16 protein-coding genes are annotated in these 20,189 nt (G+C 72.8%); 6 read left to right on the top strand and 10 right to left on the bottom strand.

The genetic code is table 11. The features are described 5' to 3' along the window. The first annotated feature begins 6 nt into the window (after window positions 1-6). The gene (katG, locus tag ACFOY6_RS06425) at window positions 7-2,220 is read left to right on the top strand and encodes a catalase/peroxidase HPI (protein WP_379649629.1); all 2,214 of its coding nucleotides are present in this window, start codon (window positions 7-9) and stop codon (window positions 2,218-2,220) included. 94 nt (window positions 2,221-2,314) lie between these two features. Beyond that, window positions 2,315-2,602, top strand: a complete 288-nt coding sequence (locus ACFOY6_RS06420; protein ID WP_109518082.1) for a hypothetical protein — start codon at window positions 2,315-2,317, stop codon at window positions 2,600-2,602. 21 nt (window positions 2,603-2,623) lie between these two features. Here ACFOY6_RS06420 and ACFOY6_RS06415 read toward each other — a convergent pair whose 3' ends face one another. Next, window positions 2,624-4,156 (bottom strand): acetyl-CoA hydrolase/transferase family protein, encoded by a 1,533-nt coding sequence (locus tag ACFOY6_RS06415; RefSeq protein ID WP_379649627.1) that lies wholly within the window; start codon window positions 4,154-4,156, stop codon window positions 2,624-2,626. Window positions 4,157-4,354: 198 nt separating this feature from the next. Between ACFOY6_RS06415 and ACFOY6_RS06410 the strand changes: the two genes are divergently transcribed. After that, complete coding sequence (locus ACFOY6_RS06410; RefSeq protein WP_379649625.1) at window positions 4,355-5,347, top strand: alpha/beta fold hydrolase; 993 nt, start codon at window positions 4,355-4,357, stop codon at window positions 5,345-5,347. Window positions 5,348-5,370: 23 nt separating this feature from the next. Here ACFOY6_RS06410 and ACFOY6_RS06405 read toward each other — a convergent pair whose 3' ends face one another. The 3 genes from ACFOY6_RS06405 to ACFOY6_RS06395 form a co-directional block, all read right to left on the bottom strand. After that, window positions 5,371-6,267 (bottom strand): NAD(P)H-hydrate dehydratase, encoded by an 897-nt coding sequence (locus tag ACFOY6_RS06405; RefSeq protein WP_379649623.1) that lies wholly within the window; start codon window positions 6,265-6,267, stop codon window positions 5,371-5,373. Beyond that, the gene (locus tag ACFOY6_RS06400; RefSeq protein ID WP_379649621.1) at window positions 6,264-7,016 is read right to left on the bottom strand and encodes a histidine phosphatase family protein; all 753 of its coding nucleotides are present in this window, start codon (window positions 7,014-7,016) and stop codon (window positions 6,264-6,266) included. Before ACFOY6_RS06400 ends, ACFOY6_RS06405 begins: the two co-directional genes overlap by 4 nt. Before the next feature lie 405 nt (window positions 7,017-7,421). Beyond that, window positions 7,422-9,218, bottom strand: a complete 1,797-nt coding sequence (locus ACFOY6_RS06395) for an AI-2E family transporter (protein WP_379649617.1) — start codon at window positions 9,216-9,218, stop codon at window positions 7,422-7,424. A 116-nt stretch (window positions 9,219-9,334) separates the two neighbouring features. Here ACFOY6_RS06395 and ACFOY6_RS06390 point away from each other — a divergent pair, with 116 nt between their 5' ends. Next, window positions 9,335-12,298 carry a response regulator gene (locus tag ACFOY6_RS06390; protein ID WP_379649615.1) on the top strand — a complete coding sequence of 988 codons (2,964 nt, stop codon included), beginning with the start codon at window positions 9,335-9,337 and terminating at the stop codon, window positions 12,296-12,298. Between the two features lie 2 nt (window positions 12,299-12,300). Continuing rightward, window positions 12,301-12,687, top strand: a complete 387-nt coding sequence (locus ACFOY6_RS06385) for a response regulator (protein WP_109518077.1) — start codon at window positions 12,301-12,303, stop codon at window positions 12,685-12,687. A gap of 51 nt (window positions 12,688-12,738) precedes the next feature. Here ACFOY6_RS06385 and ACFOY6_RS06380 read toward each other — a convergent pair whose 3' ends face one another. After that, a complete protein-coding gene (locus tag ACFOY6_RS06380; RefSeq protein ID WP_379649613.1) occupies window positions 12,739-14,496 on the bottom strand; it encodes an SLC13 family permease in 1,758 nt (585 codons plus the stop codon). 205 nt (window positions 14,497-14,701) lie between these two features. On the opposite strand from ACFOY6_RS06380, the gene ACFOY6_RS06375 reads away from it, so the two are divergent. Beyond that, window positions 14,702-15,298 (top strand): hypothetical protein, encoded by a 597-nt coding sequence (locus tag ACFOY6_RS06375; RefSeq protein WP_379636536.1) that lies wholly within the window; start codon window positions 14,702-14,704, stop codon window positions 15,296-15,298. Here the strand turns inward: ACFOY6_RS06375 and ACFOY6_RS06370 are convergent. From ACFOY6_RS06370 to ACFOY6_RS06350, 5 genes are all read right to left on the bottom strand, one after another. Then, window positions 15,279-15,704: a CBS domain-containing protein gene (locus tag ACFOY6_RS06370; protein ID WP_245906499.1), complete on the bottom strand. Its 426-nt coding sequence runs from the start codon at window positions 15,702-15,704 to the stop codon at window positions 15,279-15,281. The two genes, ACFOY6_RS06375 and ACFOY6_RS06370, sit on opposite strands and share 20 nt — an antisense overlap. A 112-nt stretch (window positions 15,705-15,816) precedes the next feature. Further along, window positions 15,817-16,827, bottom strand: coding sequence for an SDR family oxidoreductase (locus ACFOY6_RS06365; protein WP_379636538.1), 1,011 nt, complete (start codon window positions 16,825-16,827; stop codon window positions 15,817-15,819). A 174-nt stretch (window positions 16,828-17,001) separates the two neighbouring features. Continuing rightward, complete coding sequence (upp, locus tag ACFOY6_RS06360; protein WP_379649611.1) at window positions 17,002-17,652, bottom strand: uracil phosphoribosyltransferase; 651 nt, start codon at window positions 17,650-17,652, stop codon at window positions 17,002-17,004. Window positions 17,653-17,680: 28 nt separating this feature from the next. Next, window positions 17,681-18,901, bottom strand: coding sequence for a URC4/urg3 family protein (locus tag ACFOY6_RS06355; RefSeq protein ID WP_379649609.1), 1,221 nt, complete (start codon window positions 18,899-18,901; stop codon window positions 17,681-17,683). Continuing rightward, entirely contained in the window at window positions 18,898-20,169 is a 1,272-nt protein-coding gene (locus tag ACFOY6_RS06350) for a GTP cyclohydrolase II (RefSeq protein WP_379649607.1), read from the bottom strand. Before ACFOY6_RS06350 ends, ACFOY6_RS06355 begins: the two co-directional genes overlap by 4 nt. Window positions 20,170-20,189 lie beyond the last annotated feature (20 nt).

The following is a 20,189-nucleotide window of genomic DNA, read 5'->3' as shown; positions in this document are numbered from 1 at the left end:
AAGACCATGGACACGAATGTGGGCGGTCCGCTGGGCTGCCCTATGAAGAAGCCGGCCGCCATGCGGGCCCTGCTGGGCCGGACCAACCGGGACTGGTGGCCGAACCAGCTCTCCCTCGACATGCTTCACCAGAAGGGTCTGCACGGCAACCCGATGGGCGAGGATTTCGACTACGCGAAGGAATTCCTCTCCCTCGACTACGCGGCGGTGAAGAGGGACCTGCACGCGCTGATGACCGACAGCCAGCCCTGGTGGCCGGCCGATTACGGCCATTACGGGCCGTTCTTCATCCGCATGGCCTGGCACAGCGCCGGCACCTACCGCACCGGCGATGGCCGCGGCGGCTCCTCCTCCGGCTCGCAGCGCTTCGCGCCGCTGAACAGCTGGCCGGACAACGCCAACCTCGACAAGGCGCGGCGCCTGCTCTGGCCGGTCAAGCAGAAATACGGCCGCAAGCTTTCCTGGGCCGACCTGATGATCCTGGCCGGCAACGTCGCCATCGAGTCGATGGGCGGGCCGGTCTTCGGCTTCGGCGGCGGGCGCGAGGACGTGTTCGAGCCGGAGAAGGACATCTACTGGGGCACCGAGGAGGAATGGCTGGGCGATACACGCATCACCGAGGAGAAGGTGCTGGAGAGCCCGCTGGCCGCCATCCAGATGGGCCTGATCTACGTCAACCCGGAAGGCCCGGGCGGCGAGCCGGACCCGGTCCGCTCGGGCCGGGACATCCGCGAGACCTTCGCCCGCATGGGCATGAACGACGAGGAGACCGTCGCCCTCACCGCCGGCGGCCACACCTTCGGCAAGTGCCACGGCGCGGGCGACGCCTCCAAGGTGGGCGCGGAGCCGGAGGGGGCGGACATCGCGCAGCAGGGCCTCGGCTGGCAGAGCGGGCATGAGACCGGCATCGGCGACCACACCATCACCAGCGGCCTGGAAGGCGCCTGGACGCCGAACCCCATCCGGTGGGATGGCGGCTACTTCCACATGCTGCTCGACTACGAATACGAGCTGGTGACCAGCCCCGCCGGCGCCAAGCAGTGGCAGCCCATCAACCCGGCGCCCGAGGACATGGCACCGGGCGCGCACAGCCCGCACCGCCGCGTGCCGACGATGATGACGACCGCCGACATGGCGATGCGGGAGGACCCCGCCTACCGCAGGATCTCCGAGCGCTTCCGCGACCACCCGGAGCAGTTCGCCGATGCCTTCGCCCGCGCCTGGTTCAAGCTGTGCCACCGCGACATGGGCCCCAAGGCGCGATACCTGGGCCCGGAGGTGCCAGCCGAGGACCTGATCTGGCAGGACCCCATCCCGAAGGCGGATTACGCGCCGATCGACGCCGCCGATATCGCCGCCCTGAAGCGGCAGATCCTGGCCTCCGGCCTCACCATCCCGGAGCTGGTGGCGACCGCCTGGGCCTCGGCCTCGACCTATCGCGGCTCGGACCATCGCGGCGGCGCCAATGGCGGGCGCATCCGGCTGGCGCCGCAGAAGGACTGGGAGGTGAACGAGCCCGAGCGGCTCGCCCGCGTGCTGGGCGTGCTGGAGGGCATCAAGGCCGAATTCGACGGCGCGGCGCAGGGCGGCAGGAAGGTGTCCATCGCCGACCTCATCGTGCTCGGCGGCACGGCCGCGGTCGAGCAGGCGGCGCGCGATGCCGGCCACGAGGTGGAAGTGCCCTTCACCCCCGGCCGCACCGACGCCTCGGCCGAGCAGACCGACGTGGAGAACTTCAAGCCGCTGGAGCCGCGGGCGGATGGCTTCCGCAACTACCTCCAGGTCGCGTTCAACGTGCCCACCGAGGAGCTGCTGCTCGACCGCGCCCAGCTCCTGACGCTGAGCGCGCCGGAGATGACCGTCCTGGTCGGCGGGCTGCGGGTGCTGGGCATCAACCATGGCGGGCGCAAGGAAGGCGTGCTGACCGAGCGCCCCGGCCAGCTCACCAACGACTTCTTCGTCAACCTGCTGGACATGGGCACGGCGTGGAAGATGGTGGACGGGCACGCGGACGATGTCTTCGTCGGCACCTGCCGCAAGACCCATGTGGAGAAGTGGACGGCGACGCGGACGGATCTCGTCTTCGGCTCCAACTCGCAGCTCCGGGCATTGTCCGAGGTGTACGCGGCGGCCGATGCGGGCCGGAAGTTCGTCGACGACTTCATCGCCGCCTGGAACAAGGTGATGAACGCCGACCGCTTCGACCTGGTCCGGCGCTGACCGCCCGGGCGCCTGCCCGGCGGTGAGACGCCCCGTCCTGCCGCGGCGCCGGAACGCCGCGGCAGGAATGGCGCCATGCGGAAGGAGGAGGCCGATGCACCGGCGTGATGTCGATCTGCTGGACCCGGGGCGGGCCTACTGGGTGCCGGCGGTGGTGGCGCCCGAGCGGAACTGGGCGGGCGCGCCCGGCTGCCGCAAGGGCGCCCGCTACCTGGTGAACCGGGAAACCCTGCGGCCCAGCCGGGACGAGTTCGAGCCCTTCGACAGCGAGGCCAGCTGCCTGCGCTGGATCATGCACAACCGCGCCGATCTCAACCGCACGCTCCCGGGCGCCAGGATCCGCGCGGTTCCGCTGGGCCGCTGGCTTCTCGGCCTGGACTGAGCGGGGCGGCCCGCGCGGCTGTCAGCCGGTGGCCTGCGGCTGGCCGTGGCCGGCCGCCGGTTCCGGCTTCATGCTGCCGGTGCGCTGGCGCCGCAGATGCCAGGCGAAGGCTTCCTCCAGCAGGTGCGGCGTATGGCCGCCGCGCTCGCGGGCCGCGCGGTCCGCGTAATCCTGCAGGGCATCGCGGTAATCCGGGTGGGCGCAGCGGGCGATGACCGTCCGTGCCCGCTCGCGCGGGGCCAGGCCGCGCAGGTCGGCGAGGCCGTTCTCGGTCACCAGGATGTCCACGTCGTGCTCGGTGTGGTCCACATGCGTCACCATGGGCACGATGGTGGAAATGCCGCCGCCCTTCGCCGTGGAGCGCGCGACGAAGACCGACATGTAGGCGTTGCGCGCGAAGTCGCCGGAGCCGCCGATGCCGTTCATCATGTGGGTGCCGTCCACATGCGTGGAGTTGACGTTGCCGTAGATGTCGCATTCCAGCGCCGTGTTGATGCCGATGATGCCGAGGCGCCGGATCACCTCCGGATGGTTGCTGATCTCCTGCGGCCGCAGCACCATGCGCTGCTTGTAGCCTTCGAGGCCGGCGTTGAAGCGCTTCGTCATCTCCGGCCCCAGCGTGATCGAGGAGGCGGAGGCGAAGGCCAGCTTGCCGGAGTCGAACAACGCGATCGTGCTGTCCTGCAGCACCTCGCTGTACATGCGCAGGTCGCGGAACGGGCTGTTGATGAGGCCGTGCATGACCGCGTTGGCGATGGTCCCGATGCCGGCCTGCAGCGGCGCCAGGCTCATGCCGAGGCGGCCCTGCTTCACCTCCTGCTTCAGGAAGTCGATCAGGTGGCCGGCGATGGTATCCGTCTCGGCATCCGGCGGCTCGTTGGCGGAGGGGCTGTCGCTCTGCTCGGTGAAGACGATGGCGGCGATCTTGGTCGGCTCGATCGGGATGTAGGGCAGGCCGGGGCGGCTGTCGCAGGCCAGCACCGGCACCGGCTCCCGGTGCGGGCGGCGGGTCGGGATGTAGATGTCGTGCAGCCCCTCCAGCGCCAGGGGCTGGCTGAGGTTGATCTCGACGATCACCTTCTCCGCCAGGATGGCGAAGGTCGCGGTGTTGCCGACGGAGGTGGTGGGCACCACCCCGCCATCCTCGCGGATCGCGACGGCCTCCACGATGGCGTAGTCGATCGGGCCCATCTGCCGGGAACGCAGCTGCTCGACCGTTTCCGACAGGTGCTGGTCGATGAACATCACCTCGCCGCGGTTGATGGCGCCGCGCAGCACCGGGTCCACCTGGAAGGGCAGCCGGCGGCGCAGCACCCCGGCCTCCGTCAGCCGCCGGTCGATGTCGTTGCCCAGGGAGGCGCCGGTCATCAGGGTGATCTTGAACGGGTCGGCCGCCGCCCGCTCGGCCATGGCCAGCGGGACCGCCTTGGCCTCGCCCGCGCGCGTGAAGCCGCTCATGCCGACCGTCATGCCGTCGCGGATCAGCGCCGCCGCCTGCTCGGCGGTGCAAACCTTGTCGATCAGCGACGGGCGGCGCATGCGGTGATTGTACATGGCGGGAAGGGGCTCCTGGTGACACGCGCCTGCTCTGCCAAGGCATGGCCAGTCAGGCGTGGCCAGTAAAGCACATGGCCCGCCGCCGCGCATTCCGCCGCCCTGGCAACAGCGCCGCAGCCGGCACGTTCAACCGGCAGGTCAACCGGCATGATGGAGGGCGGCCCGGATGAAGACGCTGTCGAGGAAGGAGAGCCGGTGAGCGGCCATGGGAGGCCCGGCCGCCTGGCATGGGGGCTGGGCGCGGCGGCCCTGGTGCTGGGCGCCCTGGCGCTCGGCAACCGGGTGGCGGCCCGGCGGGCGGAACGGCGGCATGCCCCGCAGGGACGCTTCGTCACGGTCGGCGGCGTCCGGCTCCACTACCTCGACGAGGGCCAGGGCCAGCCGGTGGTCCTGCTGCATGGCAATGGCGCGACCGTCGAGGACTTCCGGGCGAGCGGCGTGCTCGGCGGGCTGGCGCGGCGTTACCGGGTCCTCGCCTTCGACCGGCCCGGCTTCGGCCACAGCGGGCGCCCGCGCGGCACCGTCTGGACGGCCGGCGCGCAGGCGGAGATCCTGCGCAAGGCCCTGCGGCAGCTCGGCATCCACCAGCCGCTCCTGCTGGGCCATTCCTGGGGCGCGCTGGCCGCCCTTGCCATGGCGCTCGACGCGCCGCGCGACACGCGGGGCGCCATCCTGCTGTCCGGCTACTATTTCCCGGGCCCGCGGCTGGATGTGCTGCTGCCCTCCCTGTCCGCGCTTCCCCTGCTCGGCGACATCCTGTGCCACACCCTCTCGCCCGTGCTGGGCCGGGCGGTCCTGCCGGCCCTGCTGCGCAGGATCTTCGCCCCACGGCCGGTGCCCGCCGCCTTCACGGCCGGGTTTCCCCGGGCGATGGCCCTCCGGCCCGGCCAGCTCCGCGCCAGCGCGGCCGACACGGCCCTCATGCTCCCCGGCGCCGCGGCCCTGCTGCGCCGGCATGGCGATGCGTCGTTCCCCGTCATCCTCCTCGCGGGCGCGGAGGACAGGATGGTGACGACCGACCGCCAGTCCCGCCGGCTGCAGCCGCGCATCCCGGGGAGCGAGCTCCGCATCCTGCCGGGCGAGGGCCACATGATCCACCACACCGCCCCGGGCGCGATCATCGCCGCCGTGGACGACGCGATGCGGCGGGCGGGCGCGCCCGCCCGCCAGGAGGGACAGGCTCCCTGACGCCCGGCGCGGCGCCTCGGGAATCAGCCGTGCGGCGGGCCCAGCGCCGCCAGGATGGCGGGAACCTCGCCCGGCAGCATCCGGGCCAGGAAGCCCACCGGCCCCTGGTCCGCGGCGAGCCGCCGTCCCGCCTCGCCATGCACATAGACCCCCCACAGCGCCGCCTGCAGCGGCGTGGCGCCCCGCGCCAGAAGCCCGGCGAGGATGCCCGCCAGCGTGTCGCCCGAGCCCGAGGTGGCGAGGCCGACATTGCCGCGGTCGCATTCCCAGGCCTCGCCCTGCGGCGTGACGATCCGCGTGCATCCGCCCTTCATGACGACCACGGCCTGGAAGCGGGAGGCCGCCTCCCGCGCCGCGGCGAGCGGGTCCGCCAGCACCGCCGTACGGGGGATCTCCAGCAATTCCGCCATCTCCCCGTCATGCGGGGTGAGGATGGCGCGCCCGGCATGCCGGCGCAGCGCGGGGCGGCAGCCGCGCAGCGCCGCCAGGGCACCGGCGTCCAGCACCAGCGCCGGGCCTTCCAGCGCCTCCAGGAGCTGGGCGGTCAGCGCCTCGCTCTCCGCGCCGGCCATCGTGCCCACGCCCAGCACCATCGCCCGGGCGCGGGCACCACGCTGCGCCAGCACCGGCGCCGCCGCCGCGGCGATGTGGCCCTGCTCCGTCTCGGCTAGGCCGATGACCCGCGCCTCCGGCATCGCCACCCCGACCGGCACCGCGATGGAGCGGCACACCGCCAGCTGCAGGCGCCCCGCCCCCGCTTGCAGGGCGGCCAGCCCCGCCAGCAGCACGGCGCCCGGCACCTCGACGCAGCCGCCCGCCACCAGCACGGCGCCGCGCGCATTCTTGTCGTCGCCCTTCTCATGCCGCGGCAGAGGCATCCGCCGCAGCAGCGCCTCGGTCACCGGTTCCGCCGCGCTCACCGGGGTGCCCCGCCATGCGGCTGTGCCGTCACCGGCGCAGCCTCCGTCTCCAGCGGGACGGTCCAGTTGTAGCGGTGCAGGCGCATGCCGCCGCCCTGGGCGTCGAAGACATATTCGGTCAGCCCGCAATTGGCGATGTCGCCCTCGCGGTCGATCGCCAGGATCTCCTCCTCGGTCAGGCCCTCGAGCAGGTAGCGCAGGCACAGCACCACCACCTGGTGCCCGACGATCAGCACGCGCTGGCCGCCATGCCGCAGGCAGAGGCTGTCGAGCGCGCTGCGCAGCCGGAGGATCACGTCGCACCAGCTCTCGCCGCCAGGCGGCCGGTGGTAGAACTTGCCGAGGATGCGGCGGAACTCGACCTGGTCCGGATGGCGCTGGGCGATGCCCTGCGTCGTCAGCCGGTCCAGCACGCCGAACTCCTTTTCGCGCAGCCGCTCATCGAGGATGAAGCCGCGGGAGTGCAGGCCGGACGGGCTCGCGGCGCGGATGAGTTCCGCCGTGTGGCGGGCGCGGCGGTAGGGCGAGGAGACAATGACCTCGGGCCGCTCTTCCGCCGGCTGCTCCGCGAACCAGCGGCCCAGCGCCTGTGCCTGCCGCTCCCCCACCGGGCTGAGCGGCACATCCACATCCCGCTCCGCGATGTCGATCATCGCCTGCCGCGCCGCCAGCGCCGCCGCGCGGGCCACATTCCCCGCGCTTTCCCCATGCCGGACGATCCAGAGCCGCAGGGGCCATTGTGGTTGCATGCTCGTTTCCGTCCCCCTCGCCTGCGCTGTGCCACAACCGGCCAGACCGCGCGGCGTTCCGCAGGGGGCGCGCCCATGGGAGGCACCCATGCAGGAGGCACCCATGCAGGAGGCACCCATGCAGGAGGCACCCATGCAAAAGGGCCCCGGAGTTTCCTCCGGAGCCCTCGAACATTGCCTGCGAAGCGTTCAACCGCCGCGCATGGAGCAGATCAGCCCGCGACGTTCCTCGCAGCGGAGATCCAGCTCACGGCGGCCGACGCAGCCATCAAACAATGAGACACTGGATCACCTCCTTTCTGTTGTTGCCGATAGGTTCCCAGATGGGAAAGCGGCTGCCGGTCCGCAAGCCTCCGCCAGCAAATAGTGCCGGCGCCAGCAGGCGGATTTCGCCCTCCGCCGCCCTCACGGGCCGGGCACGGGCCGCGCCCGGCTCAGCGCCACCAGCTCCCCCAGCGAGGTGACGATGGTCTCCCCGGACGCATCCAGGCGCAGCTCCGCCAGCAGCGGGCTTGCCGCCTCCGCCTGCCACAGCCCCACGACGATGCGGGCCTGCGGGAATTGCCGCTGCAACCGGCGCAGGAGGTAGCGGATGCCATCGGCGGTGTTGCCGGCCTCCAGCACCGAGAGGCAGCAGAGCCAGGCCGCGCCGGCCTCGTCCGGCGCCGCCGCCTCGGCCGGCAGGGCGACCGCGCCCAGCCCCTCCGCCCCGAGCGCCCGCACCGCCATGGCCGCCGTCAGGTCGTCCAGCGGGCCGCGGCCGGCGGCGCAGACCACCTGCGCCGGGCCGGGCGCCGGCGCGGCCTCCAGCCCCTCCAGCAGGGCCGAGACCTCGCCCCGCACATTCTCCATCCGCTCCGGCGAGAGCTCCTCGCGCGACCAGTCGCGGTCGGCCAGGGCCAGGGCGGGCAGCCCCACCGCGTCGAGATAGCCGCTCAGCGAGCCATGCGCGCGCAGTTCGCGCTGCGCCTGGCGGGACAGCTCGCGCGTGTCGCGCTGCAGGGCACGCTGGTAGAAGCTCTCATGAGCCTGCAAAGGCGGGCGGTCCCCCAGCATCACGTCGAGGAAGCCGAGGCTCGGCACATGCCGGCCGAGCACCACCAGACAGACGGTGAGCGGCGTGGCCAGCAGCAGGCCGATCGGCCCCCACAGGAAGGTCCAGAACGTGGCCGCCACGATGACCGCGACCGGCGAGAGGCCGGTGCTGTGGCCATAGACCGCGGGCTCCAGCACCTGCGCCATCAGCGGCTCGGCCACCAGGAAGAGCAGCAGCACCCACAGCGCCATCGACCAGCCCGGATCGACCGCGACCGCCAGCAGCAGGGGCGGCACCAGCGCGATGAAGGTGCCGATGAAGGGCACGAAGCGCATCAGCCCGGCCAGGATGCCCCAGAGCGCCGGGGCCGGCAGGCCGAGCAGCCACAGGATCAGCGCGATCGTCACGCCCATCAGGCTGTTCAGCGCCACCTGCGCCAGGAAGTAGCGCGACAGGCGCCGGGCCGCGTCGTCCAGCGCCAGGGTGGTGCGCTGCAGGTCGCTGCTGCCCGCCAGGCGGATCAGCCGGTCGCGCAGATCCTCGCGGTAGACCAGCACGAAGATGGCGAAGAGGAGGACGATGCCCGCGGTCGCCAGCGGCGCCAGCACCGGCCCGGCCAGGCTGCCGATGACGGCGAGCGGGCTGCCGCCCTCGGCGGCGGGCGCGGTGGTCACCGGCGGCGGCATCTCGGCGGCGCCCGGCGCGGCCCGGTCGGCGAGGCCGTCGCCCATCATCTGGCGCAGGTTGCGCAGCGCCGCGTCCGCCTCCTGCATCAGCTCGCCCAGCCGCAGCGATTGCAGCTTGGCCGCCATGGTCTGCTGGTAGGCGGGCAGGTCGGCCGTCAGCGAGCCGGCCTGGCGGCCCATCACCACGCCCAGGCCCAGGATCGCCGCCGCCGCCAGCAGCACCGCCGCCACCACGCCAAGGACCTGCGGCACCCGCAGCCGGTGCAGCACCACCACGACGGGCGCCAGCACGAAGGCCAGCAGCACCGCCAGCACGAGCGGCACGATCAGGTCCCGCCCCAGCGCCAGCACGGTGACGCTGAAGGCCGCTGCCAGCAGGCCGAAGATGGCCTGCAGCACGCGCAGCGTCTGCGCCTCCGGAGGGGTCTCCGGCCGCATGGCCGTGGCGTCGGCGGGGGAAGGGGGCGGCATTTCGGCCATGGCGACGTTCTCTTGGAGCGGGCTGCTGTAACGCCAGGCCATGGCAAAGGTTCAGCCCTCCCTTCAACCCGAGGCGTCGTGCGGCGTTATTCCCCGCCACCAACCGGATTCCGCCCTTGCCCAGCCTCGCCACGACGTCTTTCCTGCAACGCCAGGCTGAGCGCGCCCTGCCGCAAAACCCGCGCCCGGTTCTGATCGCCGCCTTCCTGCTTGTCCTGCTGGCGATCGGCGCCGGCGTGGCGCAATGGGCGCTCGCCGGCCGCGCCCGGGAGGCCAGCGCCGCCATCCACGCCCATGTGCTGCAGGCCGAGGCGCTGCTCTCCGCCGTGAAGGACGTGGAGACGGCGCAGCGGGGCTACGCGCTGACCGGCCAGGACGACTACCTCGCGCCCGACAGGGAGGCACGCCGTGCCATCGCGGCCCTGCTGCCGCAGCTGGAGGCCTCCGGGCTGCCGGCCGGGCGGCTGCGGCCGCTGGTGACGGCCAAGCTGGACTGGTCCGGCCAGGTGGTGGCGCTGCGCCGCGCCGGGAGCTCGGTGGAGGCGGCGCGTGCGGTCGAGACCGGGCAGGGCAAGGCGCTGATGGACGCGCTGCGCCAGGAGGTGGCGACGGCGCAGCAGGAGACGCGCGCCCTGGCCGCCCGGCAGGCCACCACGGCGGCGCGCCTCTCCGCCTGGCTGAGCGTGCTGATGCTGGCGGCGCTGCTGCTCTCGGGCCTGTCGCTCGGCCTCTACGCCATGGCACGGCGGCGGGCCGAGCAGCGTGCCACCGCCCTGCTGGACGGCGTGATGGAGCACGCGCCCATCGCCCTCGGCTTCCTCGACCGGCAGATGCGCCTGGCCCATGCCAACAAGGCGCTGACCATGCTGGGCGAGAAGGTGCTGGCCGACGGGCAATGGCCCGAGGCGGTGCGCGCGCAGCTGGCGCCGCGGCTGGAGGCGGTGCTGAAGAACGGTCAGGCGCAGTCCGACATCGCCGTGACGGTGCCACCCCCCGCCCCGGGCGGCGGGCTGGAGCGGCAGCTCCAGATCAGCCTGTTCCCGCTGGGCCGGATGGCGGAGGGCATCGGCGTCGCGGCCATGGATGTCACCGCCCGGCGCCGGATGGAGGCGCGGCTGCGCCGCAGCGAGGCCAGGCTGCGGCTGATCGTGGATTCCGTGCCGCAGATGGCCTGGATGACCGACCCCGAAGGCGAGATCCAGTGGTACAACCGCCGCTGGTACGAATACACCGGCGGCACGCCGGAGACGATGAAGGGCTCCGGCTGGAGAAGCGTGCACCACCCGGACCACCTGGAGCGGGCGGCCGAGCATTTCCGCGCCGCGATCACGGCCGGCGAGGCGTGGGAGGACACCTTCCCGCTGCGCGGCGCCGACGGGCAGTACCGCTGGTTCCTCTCCCGCGCCCTGCCGCTGCGCGACGCGCCGGACGAGGAGGCGCCGGAAGGCCGGCTCATCGGCTGGTTCGGCACCAACACCGACATCACCGAGATGCGCGAGGCGGAGGAGGCCCTGGCCGCCGCCAAGGCGGCCGCCGAGGACGCCAACATGGCCAAGAGCCAGTTCATCGCCAATATGAGCCACGAGCTGCGCACCCCGCTCTCCGCCGTCATCGGCTATTCCGAGATGCTCGAGGAGGAGGCGGAGGAGCTGGAGGGGGCGGAGGCCTTCCGCGAGGACCTCGCCAAGATCAACGCCAATGCCCGCCACCTGCTCTCCCTGATCAACGACGTGCTGGACCTCTCGAAGATCGAGGCCGGCAAGATGGAGGTGCAGCCGGAGGATTTCGCCCCGCAGGCGCTGCTGGAGGAGGTGGTGGCCACCGTGGGCGCGCTGGTGGCCAAGAAGGACAACACGCTCGAGGTCGCCATCGACCCGGCGCTGCCGCCGATGCACTCCGACCCGGTGAAGCTGCGGCAATGCCTGTTCAACCTGCTCGGCAACGCCGCCAAGTTCACCGAGGGCGGGCGGATCACCCTCTCCGCCGCCCCCGACCCGGAGGAGCCCGGCTGGGTGGTGCTGAAAGTGGCCGATACCGGCATCGGCATGACCGCCGAGCAGCTGGAGCGCCTGTTCCAGCGCTTCAGCCAGGCCGACAGCACCACCACGCGCCGCTTCGGCGGCACCGGCCTGGGGCTGGCCATCACCAAGGCGTTCAGCGCCATGCTGGGCGGCCGCATCGGGGTGGAGAGCCAGCCGGGCCAGGGCACCACCTTCACGCTGCACCTGCCGGCGGATCTGCGCCTGGTGCGGCCGGAGGCGGAGGATGCAGGGGTGCAGGCCGCCGAGGCGGTGCCGCAGCAGGATGCCCCCTCCCCCGCCGAGCGGCTGGGCGGCCTCGTGCTGGTGATCGACGACGACGCCGCCACGCGCGACCTGCTGGCCCGCTTCCTGACGCGCGAGGGCTTCGCGGTGCGTACCGCGCCGGACGGGCGGAGCGGCCTCCACCTGGCGCGCGAGATGCGCCCCGACGCCATCCTGCTGGACGTGATGATGCCGCGCCTCGATGGCTGGGGCGTGCTGTCGGCGCTGAAGGCCGAGCCAGACCTGGCCGCGATTCCCGTGGTGATGGTGACGGTGGTGCAGGAGCGCGGACTCGCCTTCTCGCTCGGCGCGGCCGACTACCTCAACAAGCCGGTGGAGTGGAGCCGGCTGAAGCATGTGCTGGAGCGCTACCGTGCGCAGCCCGCGCCCGGCCTGGCGCTGCTGTTGGACCCCGATGCCGAGCAGCGCGCCACGCTCCGCGCGCTGCTGGAGCGCGAGGGCTGGGCGGTGGAGGAGACGCCGGAGCCCGACGCGGCGCTGGCCCGCATGGAGCGCGGGCCGGCGCCCGACATGATGCTGGTCGAGGTGCAGGGCGGGGAGGACAGCGACGGCTTCGCGCTGATCCGCAAGCTGCGTTCGCGGCCGGAATGGGCCGCGCTGCCCATCATCGCCCTGACCGCCGCGCCGATGTCGGAGGAGGAGATGGCGCGGCTGCGCGGCAAGGTGCATGGCGTGATGCCGGCCGATGACGGCGTTCCGGAGGAGCTGCTGCGCGAGCTGCGGCAGATCGCCGCCACGGGTAGGAAAGGACACTGACGATGACGAAGATCCTGCTGGTCGAGGACCATGAGGAGCTGTGGGATTTCCTCTCCCGCCGCCTGCGCCGCCGCGGCTTCGATGTGGTGCTGGCGCATGACGGGCAGCAGGGCGTGGACATGGCGCAGGCCGAGCGGCCTGACATCATCCTGCTCGACATGAACCTGCCGGTGATGGATGGCTGGACCGCCGCACGCACCCTGCGCGGCATCGAGGGCACGGCGCGCATCCCGATCATCGCGCTGACCGCGCATGCCATGTCGGGCGACCGCAACAAGGTCATCGAGGCAGGCTGCGACGACTACCACCCCAAGCCGGTGGATTTCTCCCGCCTGCTGGGCCAGATCGACACCGCCCTGCTGCAGCGGGAGGAGGAGCCGCCGGCCTGAGGCCGGCGGGAAAGGCGGGGCGGGAGGAAGGCGGGGCGGCCGGCCGGCGCCCTAGCCGGGCGTCAGCCCCCATACCCAGGCGATCATCGGCACGCCGACCGCCAGCACGATCAGCGTCAGCGGCGCGCCCAGCCGGGCGTAGTCGCCGAAGCGGTAGCCGCCCGGCCCCATCACCAGCGTGTTGCACTGGTGGCCGATGGGGGTGAGGAAGTCGCAGGCGGCGCCGACGGCCACCGCCATCAGGAAGGCGTCCGGGCTGAGCCCCAGGCGCTGCGCCAGGCTGGCGGCGATCGGGCCCATCATCAGCACCGTGGCGGCGTTGTTCAGGAAGGGCGTGACGGCCATGGCGATGGCCATGATCAGACCCAGCGCACCGAGCGGCGGCAGCTGCCGCGTCGCGCTTTCCAGCCAGGCGGCGATCAGGTCGGTGCCGCCGGTGCTGCGCACCGCCTCGCTCACCGGGATCAGCGCGCCGAGCAGGATCAGCACGGGCCATTCCACCGCGCCATAGGCCTCCTGGTGGCTCAGGCTTCGCAGCATCAGCAGCAGCACCGCGGCGCCGAAGAAGGCGATGGCGACAGGCACCACATGCAGCGCCACCAGCAGCATGGCGCCAAGCAGCACTAGTATGGGCACCCAGCTGCGCCGGCTGCGGCCGAGGGCGATGCTGCGCTCCGTCAGCGGCAGCACGCGCAGCGCGGGCAGCGCGCCGCTGATGGCGGGCGCCGCGCCCCGCAGCAACAGCACGTCGCCGGCGCGCAGCCGCAGCCCGCCGAGGCGGCGGGCGATGCGCTGCCCGCTGCGGCTGACCGCCAGCAGGCCGATGCCGAAGCGCTCCGGCAGCCTCGCCCGCTCCGCCGTCTCCCCGGCGAGAGGGGATTCGGCGGTGACCACGCCCTCCGCCACGTTGGCCTCGCCCTCGGTGTGTGCGGCCACCAGCCGCAGCCCCGCGCGCGCGATGACGCGCTCCAGATCCTCCGGGTCCCCCTCCAGCAGCAGCGTGTCGCCGGCGCGGAGCCTGCCCTCGGGCGTCGGCACGAAGCGGCGGAAGCGCTCGCGGATGATGATGGCGACGCCGACGCGCCCCGGCTCCATGGCCAGCAGCTCCGCCACGCCCCGGTCCACCAGCGGGGAGCCGGGCGGCACCTGCACCTCCGTGGTGTAGTCCTCCACCGCGGGGGCGGCCTCGGCGGTGCCGCGCCGGCCGGTGGGCAGCAGGCGCCAGCCGAAGGCTAGGAAGGCCATGCCCGCCAGCGCGATGCCGAGGCCCACCGGCGTGTAGTCGAACATGCCGAAGGGCTCGCCCGTCACCTCCGCCCGCACCCGCGCCACGATGATGTTGGGCGAGGTGCCCGTGAGGGTGATCAGACCGCCGATCAGCGAGGCGAAGGCCATCGGCATCAGCAGGGCGGAGGGGCGGGTGCCGGTGCGCCGGGCCAGCTGCAGGGCGACCGGCATGAAGATGGCCAGCGCGCCGATGTTCTTGGTGAAGATGGAGGTGACCAGCACCGCCCCCGCCAGCGCCGGCACCTGGGTCGAGGCATGACCCAGATAGGGCAGCACCGGGCGCATCAGCGTCTCGATGGCGCCGGAGCGGGCGACGGCGGCGCTGACCAGCAGCGCGCAGGCGACGATCACCACCACATCGTCGGCGAAGCCCGCGAAGGCGCGGTCGATGGGGATGATGCCCACCAGCACGCCGGCCAGCAGGGCGAGCAGGGCCACCAGCTCGTAGGCGATGCGGCCCCAGAGGAACAGCCCCACCGTGGCGCCGAGGATGCCGAAGGCCAGGCCCTGGTCGAGCGTCACGGGCGGCCCTCGCGGCCGGGATGGGCGCGCGGGATGCGGAATGGCGGTGGCATGCGGGAATTCCTGTTTGGTCGCTTGGGTCGGTCGCTCGGGTCGGCTGCATGTGCCGGCCGCCCGGGCGCAACCGGCGGAAGCGCGGCGAGTTGCCAGGGAGGTTGCCCCTCGCGCCATCTCCCACCGCGCCCGTTGCAGGAACGCCGCTATCATGACGATCAGGACCCGGCGCCTACTGCAATGGCTCGGCCTCGCGGCGGATGGCCGCTCGGAGCTGATGGAGCGGCAGGCGCTGGAGCTGCCCGCCACCCTTTCCGCCGCGCCGGCGCCCGGGGCGATGCCGCCACGCCCGCTGCCCCCGCCGCCGCAGCTTCTGCTGCAGGAGCAGGTGGCCGCCAAGCTGCTGCACGGATGGCTGCAGAACCGCCATCAGACGCTGTTTCCGCTGGCCCTCAACGTGAACAACCTGCCACCGGCGCACCGGATCCTGCTCGTCCGCTGCATGCAGGCCACGGCCGCCATGACCGGCGCGCCCCCGCCCCTCGAGGCGCTGGCGGCGATCGGCGGGGGCACGGCCGAGAAGGCGGCGCTGGACGAGGCGCTCCCTCCTTTGCCCCTGCTCCTGGATTCGGTCCGGCGGGAGGAGCTCGGCGCCCATGCCTATACCGCCGCGCTGCTCTCGGCCGCCGATGGCCTGGCCGGGCAGGCCTGGCTGGACTACCTCGCGGCGGCCTTCGCGCTGCCCGCCACGGTGACGGCCGACCTGCGGCGGCGCGGCCGGCGGAGGCTCAGGCCGCGGACTCGGTGAGGCCGCGCAGCGCCTGTTGCAGGCGCGCATCCTCCACCAGCAGCCGCCGGGCGACATCGGCCAGCGTCACCCATCCCACCACCTTCCCCTGCGCATCCTGCACCGCCAGGCGGCGGAGGTTCTGTGCCGTCATCAGGTCCATGGCCTGACGCAGCGTGTCATTGGGGCGGCAGGCGATGGCGGGGCTGCTCATCACCTCCCGTACCCTGAGGCCCGCCGGGTCCCTGCCGGCCGCCACGACGCGGTAGAGGAGATCGCGGTCGGTCACCACGCCCCGCAGATCCTCGGCGCTCCCGACCGGCAGGGCACCGACGTCGAGCTCACCCATCAGCTCCGCCGCCTCCTGCGCCGTGGCCTCCGGTGCGATGAATTCGACCTCGGCACTCATGACTTCCGCGACGTCCATGCTGCTTCCCGCTGCTGAGGGATGATGTGACCGATGACGATGGGAGGGGAATCAGGGATGCCGGGATACCATCGGTCAGGGGCGGGGCCGGCCTCCCGCGGCTTTGGCCTCGTCAGCGCCCACGCCTCAGCAGCCGCCGCGAAGCGACCACCGCCGGAACCAGGAGGGCGGCGACCATGACGCCGCGCAGCAGCGCCGGGTTCACGGCGCTGACCCGTGGCTGCGCGACCGCCCCAAACCTGCCCTGCCCGGCGTGGCGCCCGGCAACGGGTGCGAACAGGTTGTCCGGCTGCCCGGGCGGACGAGCCTCGGGCGCCATCTGCCCGTCATAGCCCTGCCGGGCCAGCAGCCGGTCCAGAATACCGGGCGCCAGCATGGTGCCGATGATGGCGCGGATGCCCGACCAGCCCACCCACACTTCGCGCGGGGCGGTCTCCGCCGCCCGGCACACGGCTTCCGCCACGGCATCGGGCTGGAAAATGGGCGGCACGGGCTGGGCCCGGCGCGGCATGTGGCTGCGCGCCCAGTCGAATTGCGGCGTGTTCACGGCCGGCAGCTGCACCATGGTCAGGCGGACACGGCTTCCGTCGTGCCGCAATTCGCTGCGCAGCGCGTCGGTGAAGCCGCGAATGGCGAACTTCGCGCCACAATAGGCGGATTGCAGCGGAATGGCCCGGTAGGCGAGCGCGGAACCGACCTGCAGGATCGTGCCACGATCCTGCGCGCGCATCTGCCGGAGCGCCGCCATCGTCCCATGCACATAGCCGAGATAGGTGACCTCCGTCACGCGGCGGAACTCCTCGGGCGACAGGGCGGAGACCGGCCCGAAGACCGTGACCATCGCATTGTTCACCCAAAGCTCGATGCCGCCCAGCTCGCGCCCGAAACGCCCCGCCGCGTCGAAGACGGCGGAGGCATCGGCAACGTCGATGGCGGCCACACGGACCTGCGGCGCACCCGCCGCTTCCGCTTCACGGCGTACGGCCTCCAGCGCGCCAGCATCACGCGCGATCAGGCCCAGCTGCCAGCCGCGCCGGGCCAGGGCGTGGGCGACCGCCCGGCCAACACCTGCGGAAGCGCCTGTCACCACAGCGGTTCGTACCGGAATTTCGCCTGTTCTCACCGCCCCACCTCCGGCCCATAGAACATCCCGCCCCTCGCATGGTTTCGGGCGGGGCCGCGGCGCGCCCGTGGCGCGTGACCGTGCTTCAGGTCCGCTGGCGTGAGCGGGCGCTATCCGGCGCCTCATCCGGCGCTGCGGGGCGCGCCGCGAAGGCGCCCCCCGTCCGGCGAGATTCTACTTCGTCCCGTACAGACGGTCCCCGGCGTCGCCCAGGCCGGGGCGGATATAGGCGTGCTCGTCCAGCTCGCGGTCGATGGAGCAGGTGAAGACCGGCACGTCCGGATGGGCGCTGGTCACGACATCCACACCCTGCGGCGCCGCCAGCAGGCAGGCGAAGCGGAGCTGCTCCGCCCCGGCCTGCTTCAGCCGCGCCAGCGCCGCGGCGGCGGAATGGCCGGTGGCCAGCATCGGGTCCACCACGATCACCAGCCGCTCGGAGACATCGTCCGGCAGCTTCAGGTAGTACTCCACCGGCACCAGCGTCTCCGGGTCCCGGTACAGGCCGATATGGCCGACGCGGGCGGAGGGGACGAGGTCCAGCATCCCCTCCATCAGCCCGTCGCCGGCGCGCAGGATGGAGACGATGCAGAGCTTCTTGCCGGAGAGGATCGGCGCCTGCATCGGCTCCAGCGGCGTCTCGATGGCGGCGGTCTCCAGCGGCAGGTCGCGGGTCAGCTCATAGGCCATCAGCAGGCTGATCTCGCGCGCCAGGCGGCGGAACTCGCCGGTGGAGGTCGCCTTCTGCCGCATCAGGGTCAGCTTGTGTTGCACCAGCGGGTGCTGGATCACGGTCACGTCGCGGGGGCCGTTCGGCGCGTCGGTCATGGTCGGGCTTTCCGGGTCGGGCTTTCTGTCAGAACACGGTGCCATCGCTGGCGAGCGTCAGCGGCGGCCCGCCATCCGGCCGCATCGCGCGGGCGATGCGGCGGCCGGCGGCCCAGCTTCCCCCCTCCAGCACGCGGGCCAGCGGCAGGGCGGCGGCGTCGAGGCCGAGCCGCGCCCGCACCAGCTCCGCCAGCCGGTCGAGCAGCGCCACGGTCAGCGCCCGCCACTCGACGATGGCCGGATGGTCGGCGGGCAGGGTTTGCCGTGCCAGGGTGGGGTCGCGCAAGGCCAGCACGCCGAGATCGAGCAACAGCCCGCCATTGCGGTACTCTGGCAGGCCGGTCAGGGCGTCGAGGCCGGTGACGGGCAGGCCCGCCTCCTCCAGCACCTCGGCCAGCGAGTAGCTCAGCCATTGCGAGAGCTTGTGGAAGGGCACCAGCCCCGCCGCCGGCCCCTCCGGCGCGGCCAGCGGGTGGCGCCAGACATCGCCCAGGTTCTCGCCCTCCAGCGAGAGCCGGGCCGGCCAGACCGGCGCCAGCCCCTCCAGCAGCGCGGCGAGGATGGCGGCGGCGGGCAGCCCTTGGGGCGTGGCCCGGGCGCGCAGATAGTCGAACAACCGGCCCGGCCGTGCCGGCGCGGCGCCGAACAGCGCCGGCACCCGCAGCAGCGCGGCACCGAGGTTGCGCATCAGCGCGGCACGCCCCTCCAGCCCCTCCAGCGGGTTGCCCGGCGCGTGCTGGAAGGCGGCGCCCAGCTGTGCCGTGTCCAGCGCCAGCAGCGCCTCGGCATCCACGCGCAGCGGGTCGGCCGGGTCGCTGGAGAACAGGCCGGCGGCGAAGGCATGCAGGCTGGCCACGGCCAGCCCCTCGGAGCGGTTGGTGCGCGTGCCGTCCGGCTCGGTGAAGGACCAGGCCGGCCCCGCCCCCGCATCCAGCAGCACCGAGACGACGCAGAGGTCGATGCGACGGCGCGCGACCGCCTCCGTCCCCTCCCCCGCCAGCCGCGCCGCCAGCGCGCCCCAGCGGTCCACCCCGCCGGCTGCGAAGTGCCGCCAGCGGGCATGGTAGGGGATGCGCAGGTCCGGGTAGTTCTGCCGGATGGTCTCCGTCACGTAGTCGGCCGCCGCCGGCAGGCGGGCGGGGTGGAAGGTGAAGTGCGGCAGCGCGTCGCGCTCGGCCAGGACGAGGAGTGCGTGGCAGCGGGCGCGGATCGTCTCCGGCCGGCGCAGCAGGGCCAGCGCACCGCTCACAGCGCGCGGCCCTTGGCCACGGCCAGTTCCGCCGCGTCCGGCACGGCGGGGGAGAAATAGCCGGCCGCCTTCTTGGCATCCATCTCCACCCGCGCATCGGCCGGGATCAGTTCGTCGGGGATCGGGATGCGCTCCACCACATCGATGCCGCTGGCGGTGATCGGCGCGAACTTCATGTTGCTCATCGACACCAGCCGGTCGATGCGGGTGATGCCGAGCCAGTGCAGCACATCCGGCATCAGCTCCTGGAAGCGCATGTCCTGCACGCCGGCCACGCATTCGGTGCGCTGGAAGTACTGCTCCGCCCGGTCGCCACCCTCCTGCCGCTTGCGCGCGTTGTAGACAAGGAACTTCGTCACCTCGCCCAGCGCCCGCCCCTCCTTGCGGTTGTAGACGATGACGCCGACGCCGCCCTCCTGCGCCATGCCGATGCAGGCCTCGATGCCATGCGCCAGATAGGGCCGGCAGGTGCAGATGTCGGAGCCGAACACGTCGGAGCCGTTGCACTCGTCATGGATGCGGCAGGCGATGCGCGTCTCCGCCTGGCCGAGCTTCGCCGTGTCGCCGAAGAGATAGACCGACATGCTGCCGATGGGGGGCAGGAACACCCGCAGGTCGGGCCGCGTCACCAGCTCGGGGAACATGCCGCCGGTCTGCTCGAACAGGTTGCGTCGCAGCGCGGTCTCATCGATGCCGAAGCGGGCGGCGATACCGGGCAGCCACCACACCGGCTCGATGGCGATCTTGGTGACGCGCACATCGCCATTGCCCAGCAGCACCGCGCCATCCGGCGCCAGTCGCCCGGCCCGCACCGCATCGGCCAGTTCCGGCATGTTGATGTGCGCGCGGGTGACGGCGATGCTGGGGCGGATGTCCAGCCCCGCCGCGAGCTGCTCCGCGTAGAGTTCCGGCACCATGTGCCCGAAGGGGTCGAGCGAGACGATCCTCGCCGGGTCCCCCCAGGCCGGGAAGGGGCCGATCGGCTGGGCCGGGCGGGTGTCGCGGAAATCCGGCCGGTGGTCGGCGCGGAGCTGCCCCGAGGCCACCGCCAGCGCCCGGTACAGCGCATAGGAGCCCGCATGGGTGCCGATGGCGTTGCGCGCCGCGGGGTCCTGCGTGGTGGCGATGACGGGGCCACGCCGCGCCGGCTCGGCCGCGCCCCAGTGGAGCGGCAGGGCCTTGGCGCCGCCGCGCTGCGGATGGGAGGTCAGGATGATCGGGCGCGGGGCGGTGCCCTTGCCGTCGCGCAGTCGGTTCAGGCCGGTCATCGTCGCGCTACGCCTCGCTC

Source organism: Teichococcus aestuarii, assembly GCF_042651065.1.
GTDB classification, from domain to species: Bacteria; Pseudomonadota; Alphaproteobacteria; order Acetobacterales; family Acetobacteraceae; genus Pseudoroseomonas; species Pseudoroseomonas aestuarii.
This window is presented reverse-complemented; position numbering and strand designations above follow the sequence as displayed.